The organism is Streptacidiphilus fuscans, assembly GCF_015690355.1.
GTDB lineage: Bacteria > Actinomycetota > Actinomycetes > Streptomycetales > Streptomycetaceae > Streptacidiphilus > Streptacidiphilus fuscans.
In genome coordinates this window covers 1-21636 of sequence record NZ_JADPRT010000009.1, presented here as the reverse complement: position 1 = coordinate 21636, position 21636 = coordinate 1, and the positions used below count along the sequence as shown (strand labels likewise).

Sequence of the window (21636 nt, the reverse complement as noted above, 5' to 3'; positions counted from 1 at the left end):
GTACAAAACATAGCACGGCGTTGCAGCACCCAGGGGCGCGGGGAACTGCGCGAGAAACCACTGACATGCGGATGGCCCTGCGCGTTCGGGGCTCTACCTGAGTGGGTGGCTTGTCGCGCCCACGCGGCGGAGCCGCATATCAGCAGAGCCCCGCGCCCCTGGGTAGTGCAACGTCCCTACGAGGGTCTGGCCAGCCCTGCGTCGTAAGCAATGATCACAGCCTGGACGCGGTCCCGCGCGCCAAGCTTGCCGAGGACGCGGCTGACGTGCGTCTTGACCGTCGACTCCGACAACACCAGGTGCGCCGCGATCTCACTGTTCGTCAGGCCCGACGCGATGTCCGCCAGGACCTCCCGCTCCCGCTGCGACAGCGGCGCGAGCCGCGGATCCTCGTTGGGCTCGCGCGGAGCGCCGTGCGCGGTGAAGGCGTCGAGGAGGCGGCGGGTCATCGCCGGGGCGACGACAGCGTCGCCCGCCGCGACGGCGCGGATGCCCGCGAGCAGCTCGTCCGGGCGGGCGTCCTTGAGCAGGAAGCCGGAGGCCCCCGCCCGCAGCGCGCCGTACGCGTACTCGTCGAGGTCGAAGGTGGTGAGCACCAGGACGCGCGAGCGGTCGCCCGCGGCGACGATCCGGCGGGTGGCCTCGATGCCGTCCATGCCGGGCATGCGGATGTCCATCAGCACGACGTCGGGGCGGAGTTCGGCGGTCCGGCGGACGGCCTCCGCGCCGTGGGCCGCCTCGCCGACGACCGTGGTCTCGGGGCTGCTCTCCAGCAGCATCCGGAAGCCCATCCGCTGCAGCGGCTGGTCGTCGACGATCAGGACGGTGGTCACGGGCGCTCCTGCGGGTTGTCCTCGTCGTCGAGCCTAGTGGGGAGCACGGCACGCACCGTCCACCCCCCACCCGGTCGCGGTCCGGCCGTCGCACTGCCGCCGACGAGCGCCGCGCGCTCGCGGATGCCGATCAGACCCTGCCCCTGTCCCGGCAGCTGACCCGGCAACTGCCCCCGCGACTGCGCTGAAGCAGGCACGTTCGCAGTCGGCCCCGGGAGGTCGCTGGACTCCCGGGCCGACTCCAACCGCGCCGCCTCAAGGCGTGCCGACTCCAGCCGGACGGCCTCCGCCCCGGGCGCCGGGCCGCCGGACGCCTCCGGGCCGCTGTCGTCGACGCGGACCCGGACCTCGCCCGCGCGGCCGTCGACCGCGACCGAGACGTGGATGTCCGTCGCCGCGCCCGCGTGCTTGAGGCTGTTGGTGAGCGCCTCCTGCACGATCCGGTGGACCGCGAGTTGGACGCCCGCCGTCAGCGACGCGGTGTCACCGGAGGTGGTGTAGCCGACCGTCGGCCCGGCCGCGCGGATCCGCTCGCACAGGGCGGCGATCTCGGCGGTGCCGGGCTGCGGGCGCAGCACCTCGCCGCTGCCCGGCTCGCCGTCGGCGTCGGGCAGGTCGGCGCGGAGGGCGCCGAGCGTGCGGCGTAGTTCGCCGAGGGACTCCCGGCCCGTCTCGGCGATGATCCGCAGCACCTCGGGGCCGCGCTCGGGACGCAGCTCGGCCTGGGCCGCGCCGCCGTCGGCGAGGCCGATGATGACGGCCAGGCTGTGGCCGACGATGTCGTGCATCTCGCGCGAGACGCGGGCCCGCTCGGTGGCCGTGGCGAGCTTCTCGCGCTGCTCGCGCTCGATCTCCAGGGTGGCCGCGCGGTCGGCCAGCGCGGCGAGTTGGGCCTGCCGGATCCGTCCGGCCAGCCCGAGCGCGGACGCGGCGGTCACCGCGCAGGCGACGAAGAAGAGGCTGATCCAGGGCTGCCGCGTCAGCGGCTCGACCCGGAACGCCAGCACCGCGGCGACCGGCAGCACCGTCGCCGCGACCACCGGCAGTCGCCTCGGCGGGGCGTACCGGGCGACGCCGTAGAGGGCGATCATCAGGCTGAGGTCGCTGCGCAGCGCGACCCCGAGGCTCCACTGCACCGCGCAGACCAGCAGCACGATCGCGAAGACCCGGAGCGACGCGCGTCTGCGCCACACCAGCGGCAGCGCCTGCGCGGCGGCCGTCACCGGGATCACCCACACCGGGACCGAGCGCATCCCGAAGAGGTCGTCGTGCTCGCCACGGAAGAGCCCGGCCACCCCGATCAGCAGCACGAACGCGGCGATCAGTGAGTCCAGCAGCTGCGGGCGCGCACGGTCGAAGGCCCGCACGCGCAGCCACGCGCGGGCGAGCGGATGGTCCCAGAGGGGATCGGTCGTGGTGGTCACGTTGAACCCAGCATGATGTCCTCAGAGTGCACCACGCGCCTGGGGGACGTGGGCGGAGGGGCAGCCTCCGCTCCACGTCCCCCAGGCCGGTGCGACGTGCGCAGCGGCTAGCTGTCCGTGCGCTTCAGGCGGTACGCGGCGCCCAGGACGGCGACCGCGACCCAGACCAGCAGCACCCAGGTGGCGTTGCCCGGCGTCAGCGTGCCCGAGGCCTGGTGCAGCGAGATCATCGAACCGCCCGCGCCGCCCTCGAGGCCCGGCAGGTACGGCGAGACGTTCGGCTTCCAGCTGCTGGGCAGGATGTCCAGGAAGATCGGCAGCAGCATGAAGGTGCCGACCAGCAGCGAGATGCCACCCGCGACCGAGCGGACCAGCATGCCGAGCGCCGCGCCGAAGACCGCGACCAGGGCCAGGTAGAAGCCCGCCTCGAAGAGGCAGCGCAGCACGCCGGCGGAGGAGAGCGTCAGCGCGATCGGCTTGCCGGAGAGGAAGCCCTCGCCGCCCAGGAAGGACGCGAACGCACCGGCGGTGGAGACCACGATCACGACCACGAAGTACAGGCCGAGCTTGGACCAGAGCACCGGAAGGCGCTTGGGCACGGCGGTCAGCGTGGAGCGGATCATGCCGGTGGTGTACTCACCGGCCGTGGCCAGCACGCCGAGCACGCCGACGGCCAGCTGCGCCAGCTCGACACTGCGCAGCGCCAGGGCGACCGCGTCCTTGGCGTCCGCCGCCGGGCCGTGCGTGTCGGCCGGGTTGTAACGGTAGGCGGACATGATCCCGATGCCGACGAGCAGCAGCAGGGAGACACCCAGGGTGATCCAGGTGGAGCGGAGCGAGAGGAACTTGGCCCACTCGGCGCGCAGCACGCGGGCGAAGGTGACCTTGTAGCGCGGGGTCGCGGCGGAGCCGCTCGCGGGGGTGGTGGCGACGTCGCCGTTCGCCGTCAGCGTCGTGCTCATGCGGCCACGACCTCCTTCTGCTCCTTGTCGCCCGCAGCCGCCGAGGCGCCGGTGGCGCCCGTGCTGCCGTTGCTGCGGTACTCGACGGTGTCGCCGGTCAGCGCCATGAACGCCTCCTCCAGCGAGACGACCTGCGGCGTCAGCTCGTAGACGGCGATGGCGGCGTCGGCGGCCTTCTGGCCGATCTCACGCGCCGTCAGGCCGTTGACCTGGAGCTCCTCCGAACCGGCCGCACCGGTCACGGTGACGTCCGGGCCGAGCAGCAGCTCGCGCAGCCGGGTGGCGTCCGAGGAGACGACCTTGACGCTGTCGCCGCCCGCGCTCTCGATGAAGTCCGCGACGGTGGTGTCGGCGAGCAGCTTGCCCCGGCCGACGATGATCAGGTCGGTCGCGGTCAGCGCCATCTCGCTCATCAGGTGCGAGGAGACGAAGACGGTGCGGCCCTCGGAGGCGAGGTTGGTGAGCAGCGTGCGGATCCACAGCACGCCCTCCGGGTCGAGGCCGTTGACCGGCTCGTCCAGCATGATCGTCTGCGGGTCGCCGAGCAGCGCGGCGGCGATGCCGAGACGCTGGCCCATGCCGAGCGAGAACGCACCGGCCCGCTTCTTGGCCACCTTGCCGAGACCGGCCAGCTCGATCACCTCGTCCACCCGGCGGCGGGGGATGCCGTGGGTGAGGGCGAGCGAGTTCAGGTGGTTGTAGGCGGAGCGGCCGGGGTGGATCGACTTGGCCTCCAGCAGCGCGCCGACCTCCTGGAGCGGGGCGGTGTGCTGGGCGTAGCGCTTGCCGTTGACCAGGACGCTGCCGCTGGTCGGCGCGTCCAGGCCGAGGATCATGCGCATGGTGGTGGACTTGCCGGCGCCGTTGGGGCCCAGGAAGCCGGTGACCACGCCGGGCTTGACCGTGAAGTTCAGGCCGTCGACGGCGGTCTTGTCGCCGTAGCGCTTGACCAAGCGCTGGATTTCGATCACGGGAGTGGTTCCCTCCGAGGTCCGTGCGGGCCGCGCCGGCATGTCCGGCAGCCCCGCGCAGAACGCTAGAAGCGCGCCCCCCGGGTACCCCCGGCACGCCGGGACCGCTCGCCGCTTCCCGGTGGTACCGCGGTACCGGTCGGGGCTCGGCCGTGAGGCGTACCGAGCTCCGAGCTGGCTCGAAAGAAGTCTTTCGAAGTAACCCTTTCGAAAGGACTCTTTCGATGCTACGTTCTTCGCATGGAACCGACCGAACCGGTGGGCGGCGCAGAACCGGCCGCCGATCTGACGCCGCGGAAGATCACCGACCCGCGCGCCCTGCGCGCGCTCGCACATCCGCTGCGGATGGCCCTCGTGGAGGCGCTCGTGCTGCACGGCACCCTGACCGCGACCGAGGCCGCCGGGATCGTCGGCGGCACGCCGTCGAACGTCTCGTACCACCTGCGCTCGCTCGCCAAGTACGGCTTCGTGGAGGAGGCCGAGGGCGGCGTCGGCCGCGAACGGCCGTGGAAGGCGGGCGCGGTGAGCCTCAGCCTCGACTACGAGGAGCCGGACCAGGCCGTCGTCCAGGCCGCCCGCGCACTGATGGAGGTCACCAGCGAGCGCTGGCACGAACGTCAACGCCGGTACCAGCACAGCCGGGAGAGCTACCCGAAGGAGATCCGCAAGGTCTCCGGGGAGAGCCAGTTCCTTCTCTTCTGCACGCCCGAGGAGATGGAGCAGATCCAGCAGGAACTCATGGAGAAGCTGATCGCGCTCCAAGGCCCCCGCTTCCAGGACCCGTCCCAGCGGCCCGAAGGCGCTGTCCCGTTCGAACTGATCCTTGCCATCACCCCCTATTCGCAGGACCCACAGGAAGGTTGAGAGACGCCATGGGCGAGCTCTTCGCAACATCACGGATGCGACTGTTCTTCCTCGGCAACACCCTCAGCACCATCGGCGACTACGCGCTCTGGATCGCCGCCGCGATCTGGGTCAAGGAGCTGACCGGCTCCACGGCCACGGCAGGGATCACCTTCCTCTGCCTCACCGCCGGAACCCTGCTCTCGCCGCTCACCGGCATACTCGTCGACCGGGTCCGCAGACGTCCGCTGCTGATCCTCACCAACGCGGTCACCGGCCTGCTCGTCCTGTCACTGGCCCTGGTCCACCGGGCCGACCAGGTCTGGCTGATCTTCGTGGTGATGTTCCTCTACGGACTCTCCAGCTCGATCACCAGCGCGGCCACCACGGCGTTGCTGCCGCAGCTGGTCCCGGCCGAGCAACTCGGCAACGCCAACGGCCTGACCCAGGCGCTGACGCAGGGCCAGCGCCTGATCACCCCGGCGCTCGGCGTCGGCCTGCTCTCCCTCGCGGGCGGCGGCGCGGTCGCCGCGCTGGACGCGGCGACGTTCGCGGCCTCGGTCCTGTGCTGGTCGCTCATCCGCGTCGAGGAGGAGCGCCCGGAGCCGGGCGAGGGCAACTGGCTGCGCGAGACGACGGACGGGTTCCGCTATCTGATGCGCACTCCGGTGCTCCGGCAGCTGACCGTGGTGATGACCGTGGCGCTCTTCGTCGTCGGCTTCTTCGAGACGCTGCTCATCGCGATCTCCACGGTGGGCCTGCACCACGCGCCGTCCTGGACGGGTGTGCTGGTCACCGCGATGGGCGTCTCCGGCATGGCCGGCGGTGTGCTGGCGGGACCGCTGATGAAGCGGACCAGCCCCGGGCTGCTGGCGGCGCTCGGGCTGGCGCTGGTCTCGGGAGGCGCGCTGCTGCTGATGGTGCGGCTCGACTGGGTCGTCGTGGCAGGCGCGCTGCTGCTGGGCGGGGGCGTCCCGCTGATCATCGTCGGCGCGATGTCGGCGATGCAGCTCAACACCCCCGACGAGCTGATGGGCCGCGTCTCCGGCGCGGACAACTTCCTGGTCACCGGCGGCCAGTCCGTCGGCATAGCCGCGGGCGCGGCGCTGATCACGACGGTGCCGTACCAGGCGCTGTGCGCGACCATCGCGGTGGTCCTGTGCGGCTGCGCGCTCTACCTGACCACTCGCCGCGAGCAGCGGCCGGTGCCCGTGCCGGCATAACGGGGCGCGACAAACCACCCTGTGCGGATGGCCCTGATCGATCGGGACCGTCCGCACAGGGTGGCTTGTCGCGCAGTTCCCCGCGCCCCTGATAGTGCAACTTCCTGCGGGAGTGAACCCTCAGGACCACGCGTCCTAGAGCAGCTCTTCCAGATAGTTCGGCTGGTCCAACGGCAGCGCCCCTTCGGGGCGGTAGCGGATGGTGCTCGCCTCCCACGTGAAGTAGCCCCGCATCCAGTCCGCGAGCCCCTCGCGATACCGCAGCGTGGCCTCCGTCTCCGACGGGGTCAGCCCCAGCTCGACGCACAGCTCGGGGACGAGCGCGTTGAGCCGGTAGAACTCCTCGACCATCCGGGTCGCGTCACCGTGGACCAGGGCGAACGCCTCGTCCAGGCCGCACTGGCGTTCGTGCTGGAGGATCACCGCGAGGTTGTAGACGTCACCGCGCGGGGCCTCCTTCGGGTAGGAGTAGACGTCGTTGTTGACCGCCGGTGCGTCACCGGCGAGTTGACGCATCAGCGTCACCGTCGGGTTGTGGAAGATGGTCGGGGGGATCTCCCCGAGGATCCGCTCGACCATGTCCAGGACCGTGTCCACGCCCGACGCACCGCGGCGCAGCACCATGTACGCCGCACGGCTCGGGAAGTGGTCCGCGTGGAGCGTCCTGCGGCCCAGCGCCTCGCTCGGGTGGGCGCTGAAGTAGCCCTCCCAGTGGTACGCCGCGCGGGAGCGCCACCGGGGCGACATGCCCTGGCTCTCGCGACGCCACAGGTCGGCGAAGGCCGACTCCACCGGGGAGGGCTTCTCGGGCGCCCGCCCGGTGTGCAGGGTGGAGATCAACGGGGCGCAGACCCGGGCCACTTCGGCCGGGAGCGCGCCGAGATCGGCGTCGAACTGGTCGTCGAAGAGAAAGTAGAAGGCGCACTGGTCGACCGCCAGGCACAGGTCGGCAAGCCCGGCGTCCGGGAAGCTGACCGCGGCCAACTGCGGTATGTTCCAACGGTTGTAGTGCTGCTCGGCCTCGTCGTCGCGGAGCATTCCGTGCGCCCGCAGCCAGTCGAGGTTGTGTGCGGCGGCGGCGTCGCGCAGCGGGTTGACCCGCACCTGCCCGGGGATGGTGATCTCGCCCGTGCTCGTGTCCATCGGCTCGTCCTCCTCAGCCCTCGTCGTGTCCGGCCGTGTTCCAGCCCGTGACCGGTCCGGCGGTCCCCCCGTACGAACCAGGACCGACGTTAGCTCAACCGATCAACCTTGTTGAGCAATCGGTCGGCCATATGCTCAATTATCAACCAGAGTTGGCGAAAGTGGTCTGTCCTGAGCACAGCGACGGGATCCGCCGATACGCCCGCACGGGCCGCCGGGGCTGGTTAGGCTCGAATCGGATAACTGGACGTCAGGACGCGGACGGCGCTGACAGCACAGGCAGCACGGACAGCGCTGACGCCGCGGACAGCAGCGACGGACGAGCACGGGAACGACAGCCGCCAGCCGGCAGGAGCGGAGCAGGTCGTGGAAGAGCGTCAGCTCTACGAGCGCGAGGATTCGATGCAGCAGGGCGTGGCCGCCCTGAGGGCGCTCCGCGCGGACGTCGCGGCGGGCGACACCAACCCCGGTGGCCTGCTGCTCTACCGGGGCCGCGCCGGGTTCGGCAAGACCAGCCTGCTGCACCGGCTGCGCACCGTCGCCAACTCGGTCGGCCCGGACGGCCGCAAGGACATCCTGCTGCTCCACGCCCGCGCCGGTGAGCAACAGAAGGACGCCGCCTTCCACGTCGCCCGGAGCCTGCTCCAGCCCACGCTGGCCAAGATGACCGAGGCCGAGCGCCGCGAGATCTTCGGCGCCTGGTACGACATCGCCGCGCCCGCCCTCGGCCTGGTCCCGCCGCAGCCGGGCGACCAGCCCGCCGACGCCTACGGCGTGCTGGAGGCGCTGAGCTGGGTGGTCACCCAACTCGCGGTCAACCGCGGGCCGGTGCTGATGGTTGTCGACGACCTGCACTGGGCCGACAAGGAGTCGCTGGGCTGGCTCACCGGCTATATCGGCCAGATCTCGCCCTTGCCGTTGCTGGTCGCCCTCGCCTATCGCAACGAGGAGCTGCCCGACGGCATCGAGGACGGACTCCGCGAGGAGCTGCGGCAGTTGGGTGGCCGCGGTCAGCTGATAGAGCTCGGCCGGCTCGGGCGCAGCGCGGTCGACGCCATGGTCCGCAACCGGCTCGGCGAGGACGCCGACGACCTGTTCTGCCACACCTGCTGGACCATCACCGAGGGCAACCCGCTGGAGGTCAGCAACCTGATCGACCGCCTGCGCGAGGGCAAGCTGGAGGCGGTCGACGAGAACATCGACCAGCTGCGCAGCCTCGTCGCCCAGGGCAGCGGTCCGGCCATCGGCAAGCGCCTGGAGCGGCTCGGCACCGACGTGCAGCGGGGCGCCTTCGCCGCCGCCGTGCTCGACACCGCGTTCGAGCTGGAGACCATCTCCCGGGTGGCCGGTCTGCCGCTCAACCAGGCGGAGACCGCGGTCACCAAGCTGGTCGAGGAGTCGATCCTGACCCGCAACGGGCGCGAGTACCAGTTCGTCCACCCGACCGTGGCGTCCGCCGTCTACCAGTCGATCACCTTCCCGGCCATGCGGACCAGCATCCACGGCCGCGCCGCCGACGAGGTGATCAACGCGGGCAAGGGCATGGCCGCCGCCTCCCGCCACCTGATCCAGCTGCACCCGGACGACAACCCGCAGGTCGTCGAGCAGCTCCGGACCGCCGCGCACGAGCACCTGGCGATGGGCGCGCCCGAGGCCGCCCGCGGCTGCCTGGAGCGCGCGCTGCGCGAACCCCCGGCGGACGAGGAGGTGGCCGAGATCCGCTACGAACTGGCCAGCTCCGTCCGGCTGATCGACCCCGGCTACACCGTCAACCAGCTTCGGCTCGCCATGAAGGAGGTCCCCGGCCTCGACGAGGGCCTGCGCGAGAAGGCCACCATGCGGCTGGGCCAGGCGCTCACGCACACCAACCGGGTGCAGGACGCGGTCACCGTCACCGGCGCCGAGATCGCCCGGATGCCCGACGGCCCGGCCAAGACGCGACTGCAGGCGGCGTCCTTCATGTGGCGACTGCTGCTGCGCAACGAGGTCGACGGCAAGGAGACCTCGCGCCAGCTCGACGTGCTCGCCGCGCAGCACCTCGCCGGCCGGGACGACGGCTCGCGCGCCGTCCAGGTGCTGCGCGCCTGGGACCTCACCATGCGGGGCGAGAACTCGACCCAGGCCCTGGCCCTCGCCGAGCACGGCCTGGAGCGCGGTCTCCCGGCCGACGGCCTCGGCTGGACCAACCAGGCCTGGGGCTTCGAGATCCCGGTGATGCTGGGCGTCACCTACATCTACAACGACCGGCTCGACCGTGCCCGCGACCTCTTCGCCGACGCCGCACGCGAGTTCGAGCTGATGGGCTGGAGCGGCGGCCACCTCGGCTTCGCCAACTTCTTCCAGGCCCTGGTGCTGTTCCGGCTCGGCAAGCTGGTCGACGCGGAGAAGTTCTTGCACAGCACGCTGCGCAAGTCGGAGCGTTCGGGCCGGGGCATGCCGCTCCAGTGGGACATCGTCGCCGTGCTGGTGGACACCATGCTCGCCCAGGGCCGGATCACCGACGCGGTCCGGCTGGCCGCGGAGCACGAGTTCCGTCCCGCCAACTTCCCGCCCGCGCCGGTGCTGCCGGACGCGCCCGCCCTCTACGGCAAGCTGCTGCTGGCCCAGGGCCGCCGCGCGGAGGCGGCCGTGGAGCTGCAGAAGGCGGGCGACTCGCTGGAGGCGCGCGGCTGGCAGAACACCGTCTGGTCGCCCTGGCTCAGCCACCTCGCCGTGGCGATCAAGGACACCGAGCCGGAGCGCGCCCGGGCGCTGGCCGCCGAGGCGTACAAGCGCGCCTCCCGCGCCGGGACCAACTCGGCCGAGGGCATGGCGCTGCGCCACTGCGCGCAGGTCGCCGAGCCCGGCAACGAGGTGGACCTGCTGGCCCAGGCCGTCGGCCTGCTCGGCCAGTCCCCGGCGGCGTACGAACACGCCCAGGCACTGGTCGACTACGGCGCCGCGCTGCGTCGCGTCGGACGGCTGCGGGACGCGGTCGTCGCGCTCGACCAGGGCCTGGAGATCTCCCGTGGCTGCGGCGCGACCAGCCTGGTCGACCGCGCCCGCCGGGAGCTGCAGGCCTCCGGCGTCAGCCCGCACAAGCTGCGCCCGCTGCCCTCCCGCGACCTCACCGCCCCGCAGCTGCACGCGGCGCGGCTGACGGCCGCGGGCAAGGACGTGCACCAGGTCGCGGAGTCGATGTCGATCACCCCGCACCGCGTCCAGGAACTGCTGGCGGCCGTCTACCGCACCCTCGGCACCGACCCCAAGGGCCTCGCCGACACGCTTCGCGACGACCCGGGTCTGGAGGCGACGGAATAGCCTGGAAAAGGCATCTGTTGGACCCGGCGGACCGAGTCGGATCGAAGCGGACCAAGAGAGAGGTGCGGAACATGGCCACGGTCGAGCTCACCAAGGACAACTTCAACGAGATCGTCGACAAGAACGACTTCGTACTCGTCGATTTCTGGGCGTCGTGGTGCGGCCCGTGCACGCAGTTCGCGCCCGTCTACGACAAGGCGTCCGAGAAGCACGCCGACCTGGTCTTCGCCAAGGTCGACACGGAGGCCCAGCAGGAGCTGGCGGCGGCGTTCGACATCCGCTCCATCCCGACGCTGATGGTCATCCGCGACCGCACGGTCATCTTCGCCCAGCCGGGCGCGCTGCCCGCGTCCGCGCTTGAGGACGTCATCAAGCAGTCCCGCGCGGTGGACATGGACCAGGTCCGCGAGGAAGTCGCGAAGCAGCAGGCGCAGAAGAACGGCTGACGCTGACGTTCGCTGCCGCAGGTAGTTGCACAACCTAGGGGCGCGGGGCTGTGCTGATGTGCGGCTCCGCCGCGTGGGCGCGACAAGGTGGGCCTGTGTTCCCGCAGGCAGTTCCTCGCGCCCCTAGGCAGTGCAACTACCTGCTGCGCGCGGACCAGCCCCTCTGCGGTCGGTACTCGACCAGAGTGAGCGCCAGCTCGACATGCCGGTCGATCAGCGCGTCCAAGCTCAGCGGCCCGTCCTCGCGGTACCACTGCGCTACCGCGTTGCACATCGCGATGACCCCGCGCCGCGCCTCGTCCGGGTACGGGGTGAGGAACTCGCCCGACGCCACGCCCGCGTCGATCGGCTCACGGAAGAAGTTCGTCGCCTCCGCCTGCCGCCGGGCGTACCGCTCCTGACGCTCGCCGTCGAGACTGCGCTCCTCCAGCAGCAGGATGTTGCTCCGCGCGGCGTGCTCGCCGCGAAAGCGGGTCGTCGCCGCGACCACCGCGCTGAGCCGGTCCGCGGGGGATCCGCCCACCGCGGCCAGCGCGTCGGCGACCGCCGCGGCGTAGCGGTCCATGCCCTCGTCCAGCAGGGCGTGCAGCAGCTCCTGCTTGCCGGAGTAGTAGTGGTACATCGCTGACAGGCTCATCCCGGCCCGCTGGGCGATGTCCCTGATCGAGGCGCTGCCGAAGCCCCGCTCGGCGAACTCCTGGCGGGCGGCCTCCAACAGCGCGGTCTGACCGGCAGGGCGCATCGGAACCGTCCTTCGTCACGTCTGAGACTGAGCGATCGTTCGGTGATTCTACGCAGACTTCCCCTGTCCTCCCACTGGACAGCGGCGTGATCCCCGTCCTAACTTAACGATCGTTCGTGAAGGTTGGAGGAGGCAACCGATGAAGGCGGATCCCAGCGCGATGTTCCACGACGGCCTCGCCCACGGCGAGCTGCGCTATCTGCGGTGCCGCTGGTGCGCCACCTCGTTGCCGGGTTTCAGCGTGCTCTGCACCAGCTGCGGCGGCGCCGACCTGGCCTGGGAGCTGAGCAGCGGTAACGGCAGGATCCACGCGCTGGGCAGCAGCGCCGTCGTCGAGCTGGACGAGGGCTTCCGCATCCGCGCCGAGCTCGCGCCCGCGCCCGCACACCAGATCTGGCAAGGGGCCCCGGTCCGACTGGAGTTCGCCTCTTCGAGCGACGGTTCGGCCCGTCCGGTGTTCCGTCTCACCGCGGCTTGACGTGCTGCCAGGACCCCGCCGTTCGGCCGGTTGAAGACGGGTCCTCGATCTGCGAATCTCGACACGCTGTCATCGCCCGTAGCGGGCACTCGCAGCCCCCCACTCCAGTGACAGATCGAGGACCGTCATGTCCGCACGTCGCGCCACCACGGCGCTTGTCGCTTCGTCGCTCGTCGCCGCCGGCCTGGCCATCTCGACAGGTTTGGCTGTCGCCACCGCCGCCCCGGCCTTCGCCAAGTCCTCCGTGGAGCTGCGGGGTGCGCCGCACTCCGTCCCGCTCGGTGCCCGGATCCACCTCAGCGCGTTCGGCGCCTCGGACGACTTCGGCGGCGACGCCATCCGGCTCTGTGTGGACGAGCGGGTGAACGACGGACACTGGCGCCTCGTCGGCTGCGGTGCGGAGGGCGCATACCGCACCTCCGTCCGGGCGACGGAGCGCGGCACGCTCGCCTTCCGCGCGCAGCTGCTGGCCACCGTCGGCCACCATCACTACGCCGTCGACCGGACCTCGGCGACGGCCGCCGTCCACGTGGCCTGACGCGCTCCGCTGTCTGCGTCCCGTTTGCCCGGCCCGACCCACCCCTGAAGGAGCCCGATCGATCATCCAGTAAGGTAAGCCTAACCTAATCGCTGCAAGGCGATCGGTCCGTGCTGCCGTACTGGAGGGGTCCTTCGCATGTGGGACGACGCGTTTCCCAGTTTCCTGATCGGGTTGCGGGAGGGGTTGGAAGCCGGTCTGGTCGTCTCCATCCTCGTCGCGACCCTGGTCCGGGGCGGTGAGAAGGGCCGGCTGCCGCAGGTCTGGACGGGGGTGGCCGCCGCGATCGGACTGTCCCTCAGTTTCGGGGCGGTGCTGACCTTCACCTCCGCCAACCTGTCGGCCACCGCCCAGGAGGCGTTCGGCGGCTGTCTCAGCGTCATCGCCGTCGCGTTCGTGACGGCGATGGTCTTCTGGATGCGCAAGAACGCGCGCAACCTCTCCGGTGAGCTCAAGGAGAAGGTCAGCGCGGCGCTGGCGATGGGCTCGGGGATGCTGGTGCTCACCAGCTTCCTCGCGGTCGGACGCGAGGGCCTGGAGACCGCGCTGTTCATCTGGACCACCGCGCAGACGGCGGGGGAGTCCACCGGCCCGCTGATCGGCGCCGCGATCGGCCTGGTGCTGGCCACGGCGCTGTGCTGGGGCCTGTACCGGCGGGTGCTGCGGATCAACCTGACCCGGTTCTTCACCTGGACCGGCCTCGGGCTGATCGTCATCGCCGCGGGTGTCCTCGCCTACGGCCTGCGTGACCTCCAGGAGGGCGGCGTCCTCCCCGGCGGCAGCAGCTTCGCCGTCGACCTGAGCGGCAGCATCGACGCCAACTCCTGGTACGCGACGCTGGTCCAGGGCGTGTTCAACCTGACCACGCAGATGACCTGGCTCCAGGTCGCCGCCTATGTGGCCTACCTGGCCGTGGTGCTGACGCTCTTTCTGCGCGGCGTCCGCACCCCGAAGCCCGCCGCCGCAGCAGCAACCCCCGCGCCCGCACCGGAAGCCGACCCCGCGCCCGCGCCGGAAGCCGACCCCGCAACCGCGCCCGCGCCGGAAGCCCCGCGCCGACTGCGGTGGCTCGTGCCCGTCACCGTGGTCGCCGTACCGGCCGTCGCCGCCGGCGTGGTGGTCGCGGTCTCCGGAGGCAAGCAGGCCGCCGCCGCGACCGTCTCCGTCTCGCCGACCGAGTGCGGCAAGGGCTTCACCGCACCGCAGCCCGGTCAGCAGACCTTCCAGATGCACAACACCGGTGGTCAGACCTCCGAGGTCTACCTGATCAACCCCGACACCGACGCCGTCTACGGCGAGATCGAGGGACTGGCCCCCGGCACCACCCGCGCCCTGGTCGCGACGATCGGCTCCGGCAGCTACGCCTGGCGCTGCGTGCCGACGGGAGGCCAGGCGGTCACCTCCGCCGCCGTCACCGTCTCCGGCGGGGCCGCCGTCGCGGCCGTGCTGCCCGTCTCCGAGCAGGACCTGGCCGGACCGCTCGCCGCCTACAAGCAGTACGTCGACGCCGGGCTGGCCACGCTCCAGGGCCAGACGGCCAAGCTGGCCGCCGACCTCCACGCCGGCGACCTCGCCGCCGCCAAGGAGGACTGGCTCACCGCCCACGTCCAGTACTCCTCCCTCGGCGCCGCCTACGGCACCTTCGAGGACTTCGACAAGCGCATCAACGGCCGCGCCGACGGGCTGCCGCTGGGCGTCGCCGACCCGGACTTCCACGGCTTCCACCGCCTGGAGTACGGCCTCTGGCACGGCCAGGACGCCGCTCAGCTCGCGCCCGTCGCCGACGCGTTGGCCGCCGACGTGACCGGGCTGCGCAAAGCCTTCCCGACCCAGGACTTCGACCCGTCCGACCTGCCGCTGCGCACCCACGAGATCCTGGAGAACACCCTCCAGTTCGAGCTCACCGCCGACACCGACGAGGGCAGCGGCACCAACCTGGCCACCGCGCAGGCGAATCTCGCCGGAACCCAGGAGCTGCTCACCCTGCTCCGCCCGCTGATCAGCGCCCGCAGCCCGCAGCTGCTCGGCACTGTCGACGCCGACATCACCCGCTTCGCCGGACTGCTGAAGCAGGGACAGCACGCCGACGGCAGCTGGACCCCGGTCGAGCAGCTCGACCCGACGCTGCGCACCACCCTCAACGGCGCGCTCGGCCAGCTGCTGGAAGACCTCTCGCCCATCCCCGACCTGCTCGAGATCCGGAAGTCCGCCTGATGACCGACCACGCCACCGACGCGCCCACCCCCTCCGGTTCCTGCCCGTTCGGCTTCGGCTCCTCCCGGCGCACCTTCGTGAAGTCCGCGCTCGGCGCGGGCGCCGCAGGCGCGGCACTCGCGGGCGGTGCGCTGACCCTGACCGGCGCCACCGCGACGCCCGCCCAGGCGGACAGCGCGTCCACCGCCGACGACGCGTTCAGCACCGGCAGCGTCGCCTTCCACGGGGCGCAGCAGGCGGGGATCACCACCCCCGCGCCCGCCTTCGCCGCCTTCCTGTCGATGACGGTCATCGCGGCGGACCGCAAGGGCCTGGAACAGCTGTTCCGCACCCTGACCGACCGGATCCGCTTCCTCACCTCCGGCGGAAACCCGCCGGACCTGGGCGTCGGCGCGCCGCCCTCCGACAACGGCATCCTCGGCCCGGTCGTCCCCGCCGACGACCTGACGGTGACCGTCGGCGTCGGGGCGTCGCTCTTCGACGCCCGCTACGGCCTGGCGAAGCAGAAGCCCGCCAAGCTCACCCCGATGCGGACCTTCCCCAACGACAACCTGAACCCGGCCGAGTGCCACGGCGACCTCAGCCTGCAGATCTGCGCCTCCCGCCAGGACACCGTGCTGCACGCGATGCGCGACATCGCCAAGCACACCCGCGACCTGATGCAGGTCAAGTGGCGCATCGACGGCTTCCAGAGCGCGCCGCGCCCGAGCGGCACCCAGCGCAACCTGCTCGGCTTCAAGGACGGCATCGCCAACCCGGACGTCGGCTCCGCCCGGGAGATGGACCGGCTGGTCTGGGTGCGACCCGGCTCGGGCGAGCCCGCCTGGGCGACCGGCGGCAGCTACCAGGTGATCCGGATCATCCGGATGCTCGTCGAGTTCTGGGACCGGGTCTCCCTCACCGAGCAGGAGCTGATGTTCGGCCGCCGCAAGGACACCGGCGCCCCGCTGGACGGCGCGAACGAGACGGACGTCCCCGACTACGCCAAGGACCCGCAGGGCAACGCGATCCCGCTGGACGCCCACATCCGGCTGGCCAACCCGCGCACCCCGAGGACCGACGACTCCCGGATCCTGCGGCGCGGCTTCAACTACGACCGCGGCATCGACGCCGTCGGCGACCTCGACATGGGCCTGGCCTTCTGCTGCTACCAGCAGGACGTCGTCCGCCAGTTCGAGGCCACCCAGACGCGGCTGATCGACGAGCCGCTGGTCGACTACATCTCGCCGACGGGCGGCGGCTACTTCTTCGCCCTCCCGGGCGTGCGGGACGACTCCGACTGGTTGGGACGCGGCCTGCTCTCGGCGTGACTGCCGGGAGCACGTAGAGCTGTCCCGCCTGCGGAAAGTCCGGGATTGTGCGTCTGCCCTCGCGATCAGGCAATGTTGGAGCCGGATCCATGAGGGGAGCGGCAGGTGCCCAAGGGCAGGCAGCCAGGACGTCCGGACGAGCCGGACCGGGAGCCGGAGCAGGAGCCGGTCCAGTCGGACACGAAGCCGGACGAGCCGTCCGGGCCGTTCGACGCGGAGCCGTCCGACACGGGGCCGTCCGACGCGGGGCCGTTCGACGCCGAGCCGTTCGACGCCGAGCCGGACGAGAAGCCGGACGACGAGCTGACGGTCACTCCGGGCCTGCTCGGCCACGCCGAGCTGGTCGGCACCACGCCCGCATCCCTGGAGCCGTCCGCCGAGGTGCCGACGGAGGGCGCGGCGGCCGACAGCGACTGGGCGCACTTCGGCTACACCCCGACCGCCGGGATCCCGATCGTCTCGCTGCGCAAGGGCGCGCCCGGCTCCGCCCCCTGGCCGGACCGGATGCGGACGCTGCTGCGCACCCCGATGTCCGAGCGGCCCGCCTTCGAGCGCACCGAGTCCGAGGAGAAGGGCAACGAGCCCAGCGCGCCCAAGGTCGCCCGCGTCCTCGACCTGACGCTGCGTATCGGCGAGCTGCTGCTGGCCAGCGGCGAGGCCGCCGAGGACGTCGAGGCGGCCATGCTCGGCGTCTCGCACGCGCTCGGCCTGGACCGCTGCGAGCCGCAGGTCACCTTCACCCTCATCGCGATCACCTACCAGCCCTCGCTGATGGCGCCGCCGGTCACCTCCACCCGCGTGGTGCGCCGACGCGGCTCCGACTACACCCGGCTGGCGTCGGTCTACCGGCTGGTCGCCGACATAACGGCCGAGCACGTCGGCGTCGAGGAGGCCTACGGCCGTCTCGCCGAGATCCGCCGCAACCGGCACCCCTACCCGACCTGGGTGCTCTCCCTCGCCACCGGCGGCCTGGCCGGAGCGGCCACCCTGCTGGTCGGCGGCAAGATCGACGGGCAGGCCTGGCTGGTGCTGCTCTGCGCCTTCGCCGCCTCCGTGGTCGGCGACCGGCTCGCCTGGCTGATCTCCACGCGCGGGCTGCCGGAGTTCTACCAGTTCGTCGTCGCGGCCACCCCCGCCGCCGCGCTCGGCGTCGGGCTCACCCTGATCGGCTCCGAGCTGCGCGGCTCCGTGGTGATCACCGGTGGCCTGTACGCCCTGCTGCCCGGCCGTGCGCTGGTCGCCGCCGTCGCCGACGGCCTGACCGGCTTCTACATCACCGCCGCCGCCCGCCTGCTGGAGGTCGTCTACCTGGTCGTCGGCATCGTGCTCGGGGTGACCCTGGTCCTCTACGTCGGCGTCAGCTTCGGCGCCCGGCTTCACCCCGAGCAGACCCTCGCCCTGGGGGCCGCGCCGCTGATCCAGCTCCCGGCGGCGATGCTGCTGACGCTGTTCTTCGCCGTCCTGCTTCAGACGTCCCGTCAGGTGCTGCCGGTCGTCACCCTCCTCGGCGGCGTCGGCTGGACGACCTACGGCGTGCTGCGCGAGGCGGGCGTCTCGGCGGTCGTGGCCACCGCTGCCGCCGCGATGCTGATCGGCCTCTTCGGCCAGATGGCCTCGCGCTACCAGTACGCGTCCTCGCTCCCGTACGTGACGGCGGCGCTCGGGCCGCTGCTGCCGGGATCGGTGATCTACATCGGCCTGCTCTCCTTCACCCAGAACGAGCCGATCCCCGGCCTGCTCTCGGTGATCCGCGCGGCCGCGCTGGCGCTGGCCCTGGCGGTCGGGGTGAACCTCGGTGGCGAGATGGCCCGCCTCTTCCTGAAGGTGCCTCAGGGCGAGGGCCCCCGCGCGGCCCGTGGCGCGGCGAAGCGCACCCGAGGCTTCTGATGCACCCGCCGCTCCTCCCCGCGCATCTCCATTTCCACGTGCGCCGGCCGTTCTGGGACTTCTACGCCCACCACATCCAGGACCCCGGCAAGCAGCCGCTCTTCCTGCTGCTGGTCGGCTTCATCGCGTCGTTCCTGTTCATCCGGTTCAGCGTCCGGATGATCCGGCGCGGTGTGAAGTGGTGGCCGGGCAACGTGACGCCGGGCGGGCTGCACATCCACCACGTGGTCTTCGGGATCTTCTTCCTGCTGGTCGCCGGGTTCACCGTCTTCGCCACGGACGGCAGCCATCCCTGGATCGACGTGGCGGGCCTGCTCTTCGGCATGGGCTGCGGCCTGGTCCTGGACGAGTTCGCGCTGCTGCTGCACCTGGAGGACGTCTACTGGAGCGAGCAGGGCCGCAAGTCCGTCGACGCGGTGATCATCGGCATCCTCTTCACCGGCCTGCTGCTCCTCGGCTACCTCCCGCTGGGCGTGACGCCGGGGACGCCGGTGCGGTGGGGTCTGATCGGGATCATCTCGGTCAACGCGTGCTTCACGGTCGTGGCGCTGTTCAAGGGCAAGTTCTGGAGCGGGATGCTGGGGATCATGGTCCCGGGCCTCTCCTGGATCGCCGCTGTCCGGCTCGCCCGCCCGCGCAGCCCGTGGGCGCGCTGGCGCTACTCCCAGCGCCCCCGCAAGTTCGCCCGCGCGCGCCGTCGCGAGGCCCGCTGGCACCGGCGCGGCGACGCCGCCCGCCAGTGGTTCTTCGACCTCATCGCCGGCAAGCCGACGCCACCGGGCGTCGCACCCACCCGCGCCCACCTCTTCGCCGAACGCATGGCCCAGCGCGTCGCCGCCCGCCTCGAACACGCCGCGTACGCCCCTCTGGACCAGGCCCGCGTCCGCCGCCTGGCTCGCCTGAACAGGCTCGCAGCCAAACACGGCCCCTCCACCACCCCACCCACCTCCGCGGAATCCGCCCGCCGCCGCGCCGCCGCCGCCCGCCGCCGCGCGATCGCGGCGGGCCGCAGCAAGCGCCTCTGAGGGCGCGCTCTGAACGAGCGGACGTTGCACTATCCAGGGGCGCGGGGCTCTGCTGATATGCGGCTCCGCCGCGTGGGCGCGAGCAACCACCCTGTGCGGATGGCCCCGCGCGTGCCGTGCTCTACCTGCGCGGGTGGCTTCTCGCGCAGTTCCCCGCGCCCCTGAGGTGATTGCAGCTACCTGCGGCAGCGAAAGGCTGACCCGTCGCGCCCATGCGGCGGAGCCGCGCATCAGCAGAGCCCCGCGCCCCTAGAGGTGCAACCTCCCTCCTCTCTGACACTCCGTCACTCATCCGGCCCGCTCGCCGCGCGCCTGAATCTGACGGACAGCCAGAATCGAAGCGTGAAGCCCCGTCCTTCCGCTTGCCGCACCGCGGCGGTCCTCGCCGCCGTCGCCCTCGCGCTGCCCGCCCTCACCGCCGTGGCCCCGCCCCCACCCGCCCCCCAAGGCCCCAGCGCTTCCGCGCTGCAAAGCGCGCAGGCTGCCGCCACCGCGCTCCAAGCGCAGGTCGCTGCCGTCGCAGCGCAGCTGCAGAGCGCGCAGGCCGCCGAGGCCACGGTGAACGTGCAGGTGGAGTCCGCGGTGGAGGCCTACAACGGCGCCGTCGCCGCCCAGGCGAAGACCGCCGCCGCCGCTGCCGTCGCCGCCGCCGCGGCGACCCGCGCGGACGCGGCGCGGACCGCCGCGTGGGGGAAGGTGGGCGCGCTTGCCGCGCAGGAGTACCGGGACGGCGGGCCGCCGCAGCTCGCAGGGCTGGCGGGGCTGATCGCCGCACGGAACCCGGTGGCGGCGGCGCTCGCCGAGCAGGCAGCGTCGGGTGCGTCCGACCAGGCGCGGGACGCGCTGAACCAGGCGTCCGCCACCGCGTCCCGCGCGGTCCTCGCCTCGGTGGCCGCACAGCAGGCCGACGCCGCCGCCGCCGCGGCGACCGCCAAGGTCCAGGCGGCCCAGAAGCAGGCGCAGACGGAGCTGACCGACCAGCAGACCCAGATCACCGCCCTGGACGCGCAGCAGACCGCCCTGCTCTCCCAGCTCTCCGACGCCCAGCGCACCGCGCTGCAACTGACCCAGGAGCACGCCGCCGCACTCGCCGCCGAGGCCGCCCGCCTGACCGCTCTGGCGGCGAATGCGACGAAGCCCACCCCGACGCCCGCACCGCCGACCTTGTCCGTCATGTCGACGGACAACGTCCTCGCCTTCGCCCGCGCACAGCTCGGCACCCCGTACGTCTGGGGCGGCGCGGGGCCGACCGGCTACGACTGCTCCGGCCTGACGATGCGCGCCTGGCAGCGCGCGGGCGTCGCCCTGCCGCACTATGCGGCCGACCAGTACGCGCAGTCACACCCGCTGACCTACCGCCAGCTCCAGCCGGGCGACCTGGTCTTCTGGTCCCACGACGCCCAGCCGGACGGCATCTACCACGTCGCCCTCTACACGGGCGCGGACACCATCATCGAGGCCCCGCGCACCGGCGACGTGGTGAAGACCGCCTCCCTCTGGATCATGGGCACCCCGAGCTTCTACGCCCGCCCCTGAACACGGGCGAACACGCCCCGCGCGGTCGTCTCGTCCGCCGGGGTCCACCCCGCGGCGACGTGCAGGGACGGCTCGTCCTCGGGCGTGCCGGGGTGCAGGACGCGGACGATCTCGACGCGGTCGACGGCTCCGTCGGCAGCTCCGTCGACGGAACCGAAGCCCTGCACGGTGACCGTCGGGTCGACCGTGTCGCTCACACTCTGCGCCTGCGGGATCGCCTCGCCGCGCAGCAGCGCGCGGAGCTGGGCGGTCACCACCGGGTCCTGCGCGCCGTCGTAGACGTACCGGGTGCCGAGGACGCCGTGCTCGGCCGTGCCGATCAGGGCCTCTTCCGGGGCGTCGGCCAGCGGGGCGTCGCGGTAGGCCATCGGGACGAGGTAGGCCACCTGCTCCGGCCCGGCGCTGTCGAGGACGACCGCGAACTCGATGCCGACCTCGCCCTCCGGGTCGTCGAGCCGGAACCCGCCCGCCCGGGACAGCTCCGGCTTCGTCGGGCCGTCAGCACCGTCCCCGAGGTACCAACTCTGCTGCGGCAGCCACGCGGTGAGCAGTTCGAGCTTGTTGGGGGTCAACGTCGTGCGATGGATCTCAGCCATGGCCCCCAACCTAGTGCAGCGCGCCGACAGAAGCCGGGACATGCCTGAGCCCGGCGGACGGGGTCCGCCGGGCTCAGGTGCTGCCGCCGTCCGGTGCGGAGGGACGGGGGCGTCGGTCGTGCCTGATTCCGCTGGTCAGTGGCTTCGGTGGGTCTCGCCGGAGTC

Annotated in this window: 18 protein-coding genes; 11 read left to right on the top strand and 7 right to left on the bottom strand. The window is 72.0% G+C overall.

The features are described from left to right. Positions 1–176 precede the first annotated feature (176 nt). From I2501_RS21355 to I2501_RS21340, 4 genes are all read right to left on the bottom strand, one after another. On the bottom strand, positions 177–833 hold the full coding sequence (locus I2501_RS21355; RefSeq protein WP_196195763.1) for a response regulator: 657 nt from the start codon (positions 831–833) through the stop codon (positions 177–179). Further along, complete coding sequence (locus I2501_RS21350) at positions 830–2257, bottom strand: sensor histidine kinase (protein ID WP_196195762.1); 1428 nt, start codon at positions 2255–2257, stop codon at positions 830–832. The genes I2501_RS21355 and I2501_RS21350 overlap by 4 nt, the downstream gene beginning before the upstream one ends. 107 nt (positions 2258–2364) lie before the next feature. Continuing rightward, the gene (locus I2501_RS21345; RefSeq protein WP_196195761.1) at positions 2365–3219 is read right to left on the bottom strand and encodes an ABC transporter permease; all 855 of its coding nucleotides are present in this window, start codon (positions 3217–3219) and stop codon (positions 2365–2367) included. Continuing rightward, a complete protein-coding gene (locus tag I2501_RS21340; protein WP_196195760.1) occupies positions 3216–4190 on the bottom strand; it encodes an ABC transporter ATP-binding protein in 975 nt (324 codons plus the stop codon). Before I2501_RS21340 ends, I2501_RS21345 begins: the two co-directional genes overlap by 4 nt. A 240-nt stretch (positions 4191–4430) precedes the next feature. On the opposite strand from I2501_RS21340, the gene I2501_RS21335 reads away from it, so the two are divergent. Both I2501_RS21335 and I2501_RS21330 read left to right on the top strand, forming a co-directional pair. Continuing rightward, positions 4431–5054, top strand: coding sequence for a helix-turn-helix domain-containing protein (locus I2501_RS21335; RefSeq protein WP_196195759.1), 624 nt, complete (start codon positions 4431–4433; stop codon positions 5052–5054). A gap of 35 nt (positions 5055–5089) precedes the next feature. Next, a complete protein-coding gene (locus tag I2501_RS21330) occupies positions 5090–6256 on the top strand; it encodes an MFS transporter (RefSeq protein WP_196195758.1) in 1167 nt (388 codons plus the stop codon). Between the two features lie 135 nt (positions 6257–6391). Here the strand turns inward: I2501_RS21330 and I2501_RS21325 are convergent, their stop codons facing one another. Continuing rightward, positions 6392–7399 carry a terpene synthase family protein gene (locus I2501_RS21325; protein WP_196195757.1) on the bottom strand — a complete coding sequence of 336 codons (1008 nt, stop codon included), beginning with the start codon at positions 7397–7399 and terminating at the stop codon, positions 6392–6394. Between the two features lie 366 nt (positions 7400–7765). Between I2501_RS21325 and I2501_RS21320 the strand changes: the two genes are divergently transcribed. Both I2501_RS21320 and trxA read left to right on the top strand, forming a co-directional pair. Then, positions 7766–10699: an ATP-binding protein gene (locus I2501_RS21320; protein WP_196195756.1), complete on the top strand. Its 2934-nt coding sequence runs from the start codon at positions 7766–7768 to the stop codon at positions 10697–10699. 71 nt (positions 10700–10770) lie between these two features. Beyond that, entirely contained in the window at positions 10771–11145 is a 375-nt protein-coding gene (gene trxA / locus I2501_RS21315; RefSeq protein WP_196195755.1) for a thioredoxin, read from the top strand. 136 nt (positions 11146–11281) lie between these two features. Here the strand turns inward: trxA and I2501_RS21310 are convergent, their stop codons facing one another. Then, positions 11282–11887 carry a TetR/AcrR family transcriptional regulator gene (locus tag I2501_RS21310; RefSeq protein ID WP_196195754.1) on the bottom strand — a complete coding sequence of 202 codons (606 nt, stop codon included), beginning with the start codon at positions 11885–11887 and terminating at the stop codon, positions 11282–11284. Between the two features lie 139 nt (positions 11888–12026). Here I2501_RS21310 and I2501_RS21305 point away from each other — a divergent pair, with 139 nt between their 5' ends. From I2501_RS21305 to I2501_RS40675, 7 genes are all read left to right on the top strand, one after another. Further along, entirely contained in the window at positions 12027–12365 is a 339-nt protein-coding gene (locus tag I2501_RS21305; RefSeq protein ID WP_196195753.1) for a Zn-ribbon domain-containing OB-fold protein, read from the top strand. 127 nt (positions 12366–12492) lie between these two features. Then, positions 12493–12903: a hypothetical protein gene (locus I2501_RS21300; protein ID WP_196195752.1), complete on the top strand. Its 411-nt coding sequence runs from the start codon at positions 12493–12495 to the stop codon at positions 12901–12903. Between the two features lie 138 nt (positions 12904–13041). Further along, positions 13042–15117: an iron uptake transporter permease EfeU gene (gene efeU / locus I2501_RS21295; protein WP_196195751.1), complete on the top strand. Its 2076-nt coding sequence runs from the start codon at positions 13042–13044 to the stop codon at positions 15115–15117. After that, positions 15117–16427 (top strand): iron uptake transporter deferrochelatase/peroxidase subunit, encoded by a 1311-nt coding sequence (gene efeB, locus I2501_RS21290; protein ID WP_196195750.1) that lies wholly within the window; start codon positions 15117–15119, stop codon positions 16425–16427. The genes efeU and efeB overlap by 1 nt, the downstream gene beginning before the upstream one ends. Before the next feature lie 105 nt (positions 16428–16532). Continuing rightward, on the top strand, positions 16533–18314 hold the full coding sequence (locus tag I2501_RS21285) for a threonine/serine exporter family protein (RefSeq protein ID WP_328806514.1): 1782 nt from the start codon (positions 16533–16535) through the stop codon (positions 18312–18314). A gap of 38 nt (positions 18315–18352) precedes the next feature. After that, positions 18353–19339, top strand: coding sequence for a hypothetical protein (locus I2501_RS21280; protein ID WP_236046863.1), 987 nt, complete (start codon positions 18353–18355; stop codon positions 19337–19339). Positions 19340–19681: 342 nt separating this feature from the next. Continuing rightward, a complete protein-coding gene (locus tag I2501_RS40675) occupies positions 19682–20875 on the top strand; it encodes a C40 family peptidase (protein ID WP_196195748.1) in 1194 nt (397 codons plus the stop codon). Here I2501_RS40675 and I2501_RS21270 read toward each other — a convergent pair. Further along, the gene (locus tag I2501_RS21270) at positions 20860–21471 is read right to left on the bottom strand and encodes a maltokinase N-terminal cap-like domain-containing protein (protein WP_196195747.1); all 612 of its coding nucleotides are present in this window, start codon (positions 21469–21471) and stop codon (positions 20860–20862) included. The two genes, I2501_RS40675 and I2501_RS21270, sit on opposite strands and share 16 nt — an antisense overlap. Positions 21472–21636: the final 165 nt, after the last annotated feature.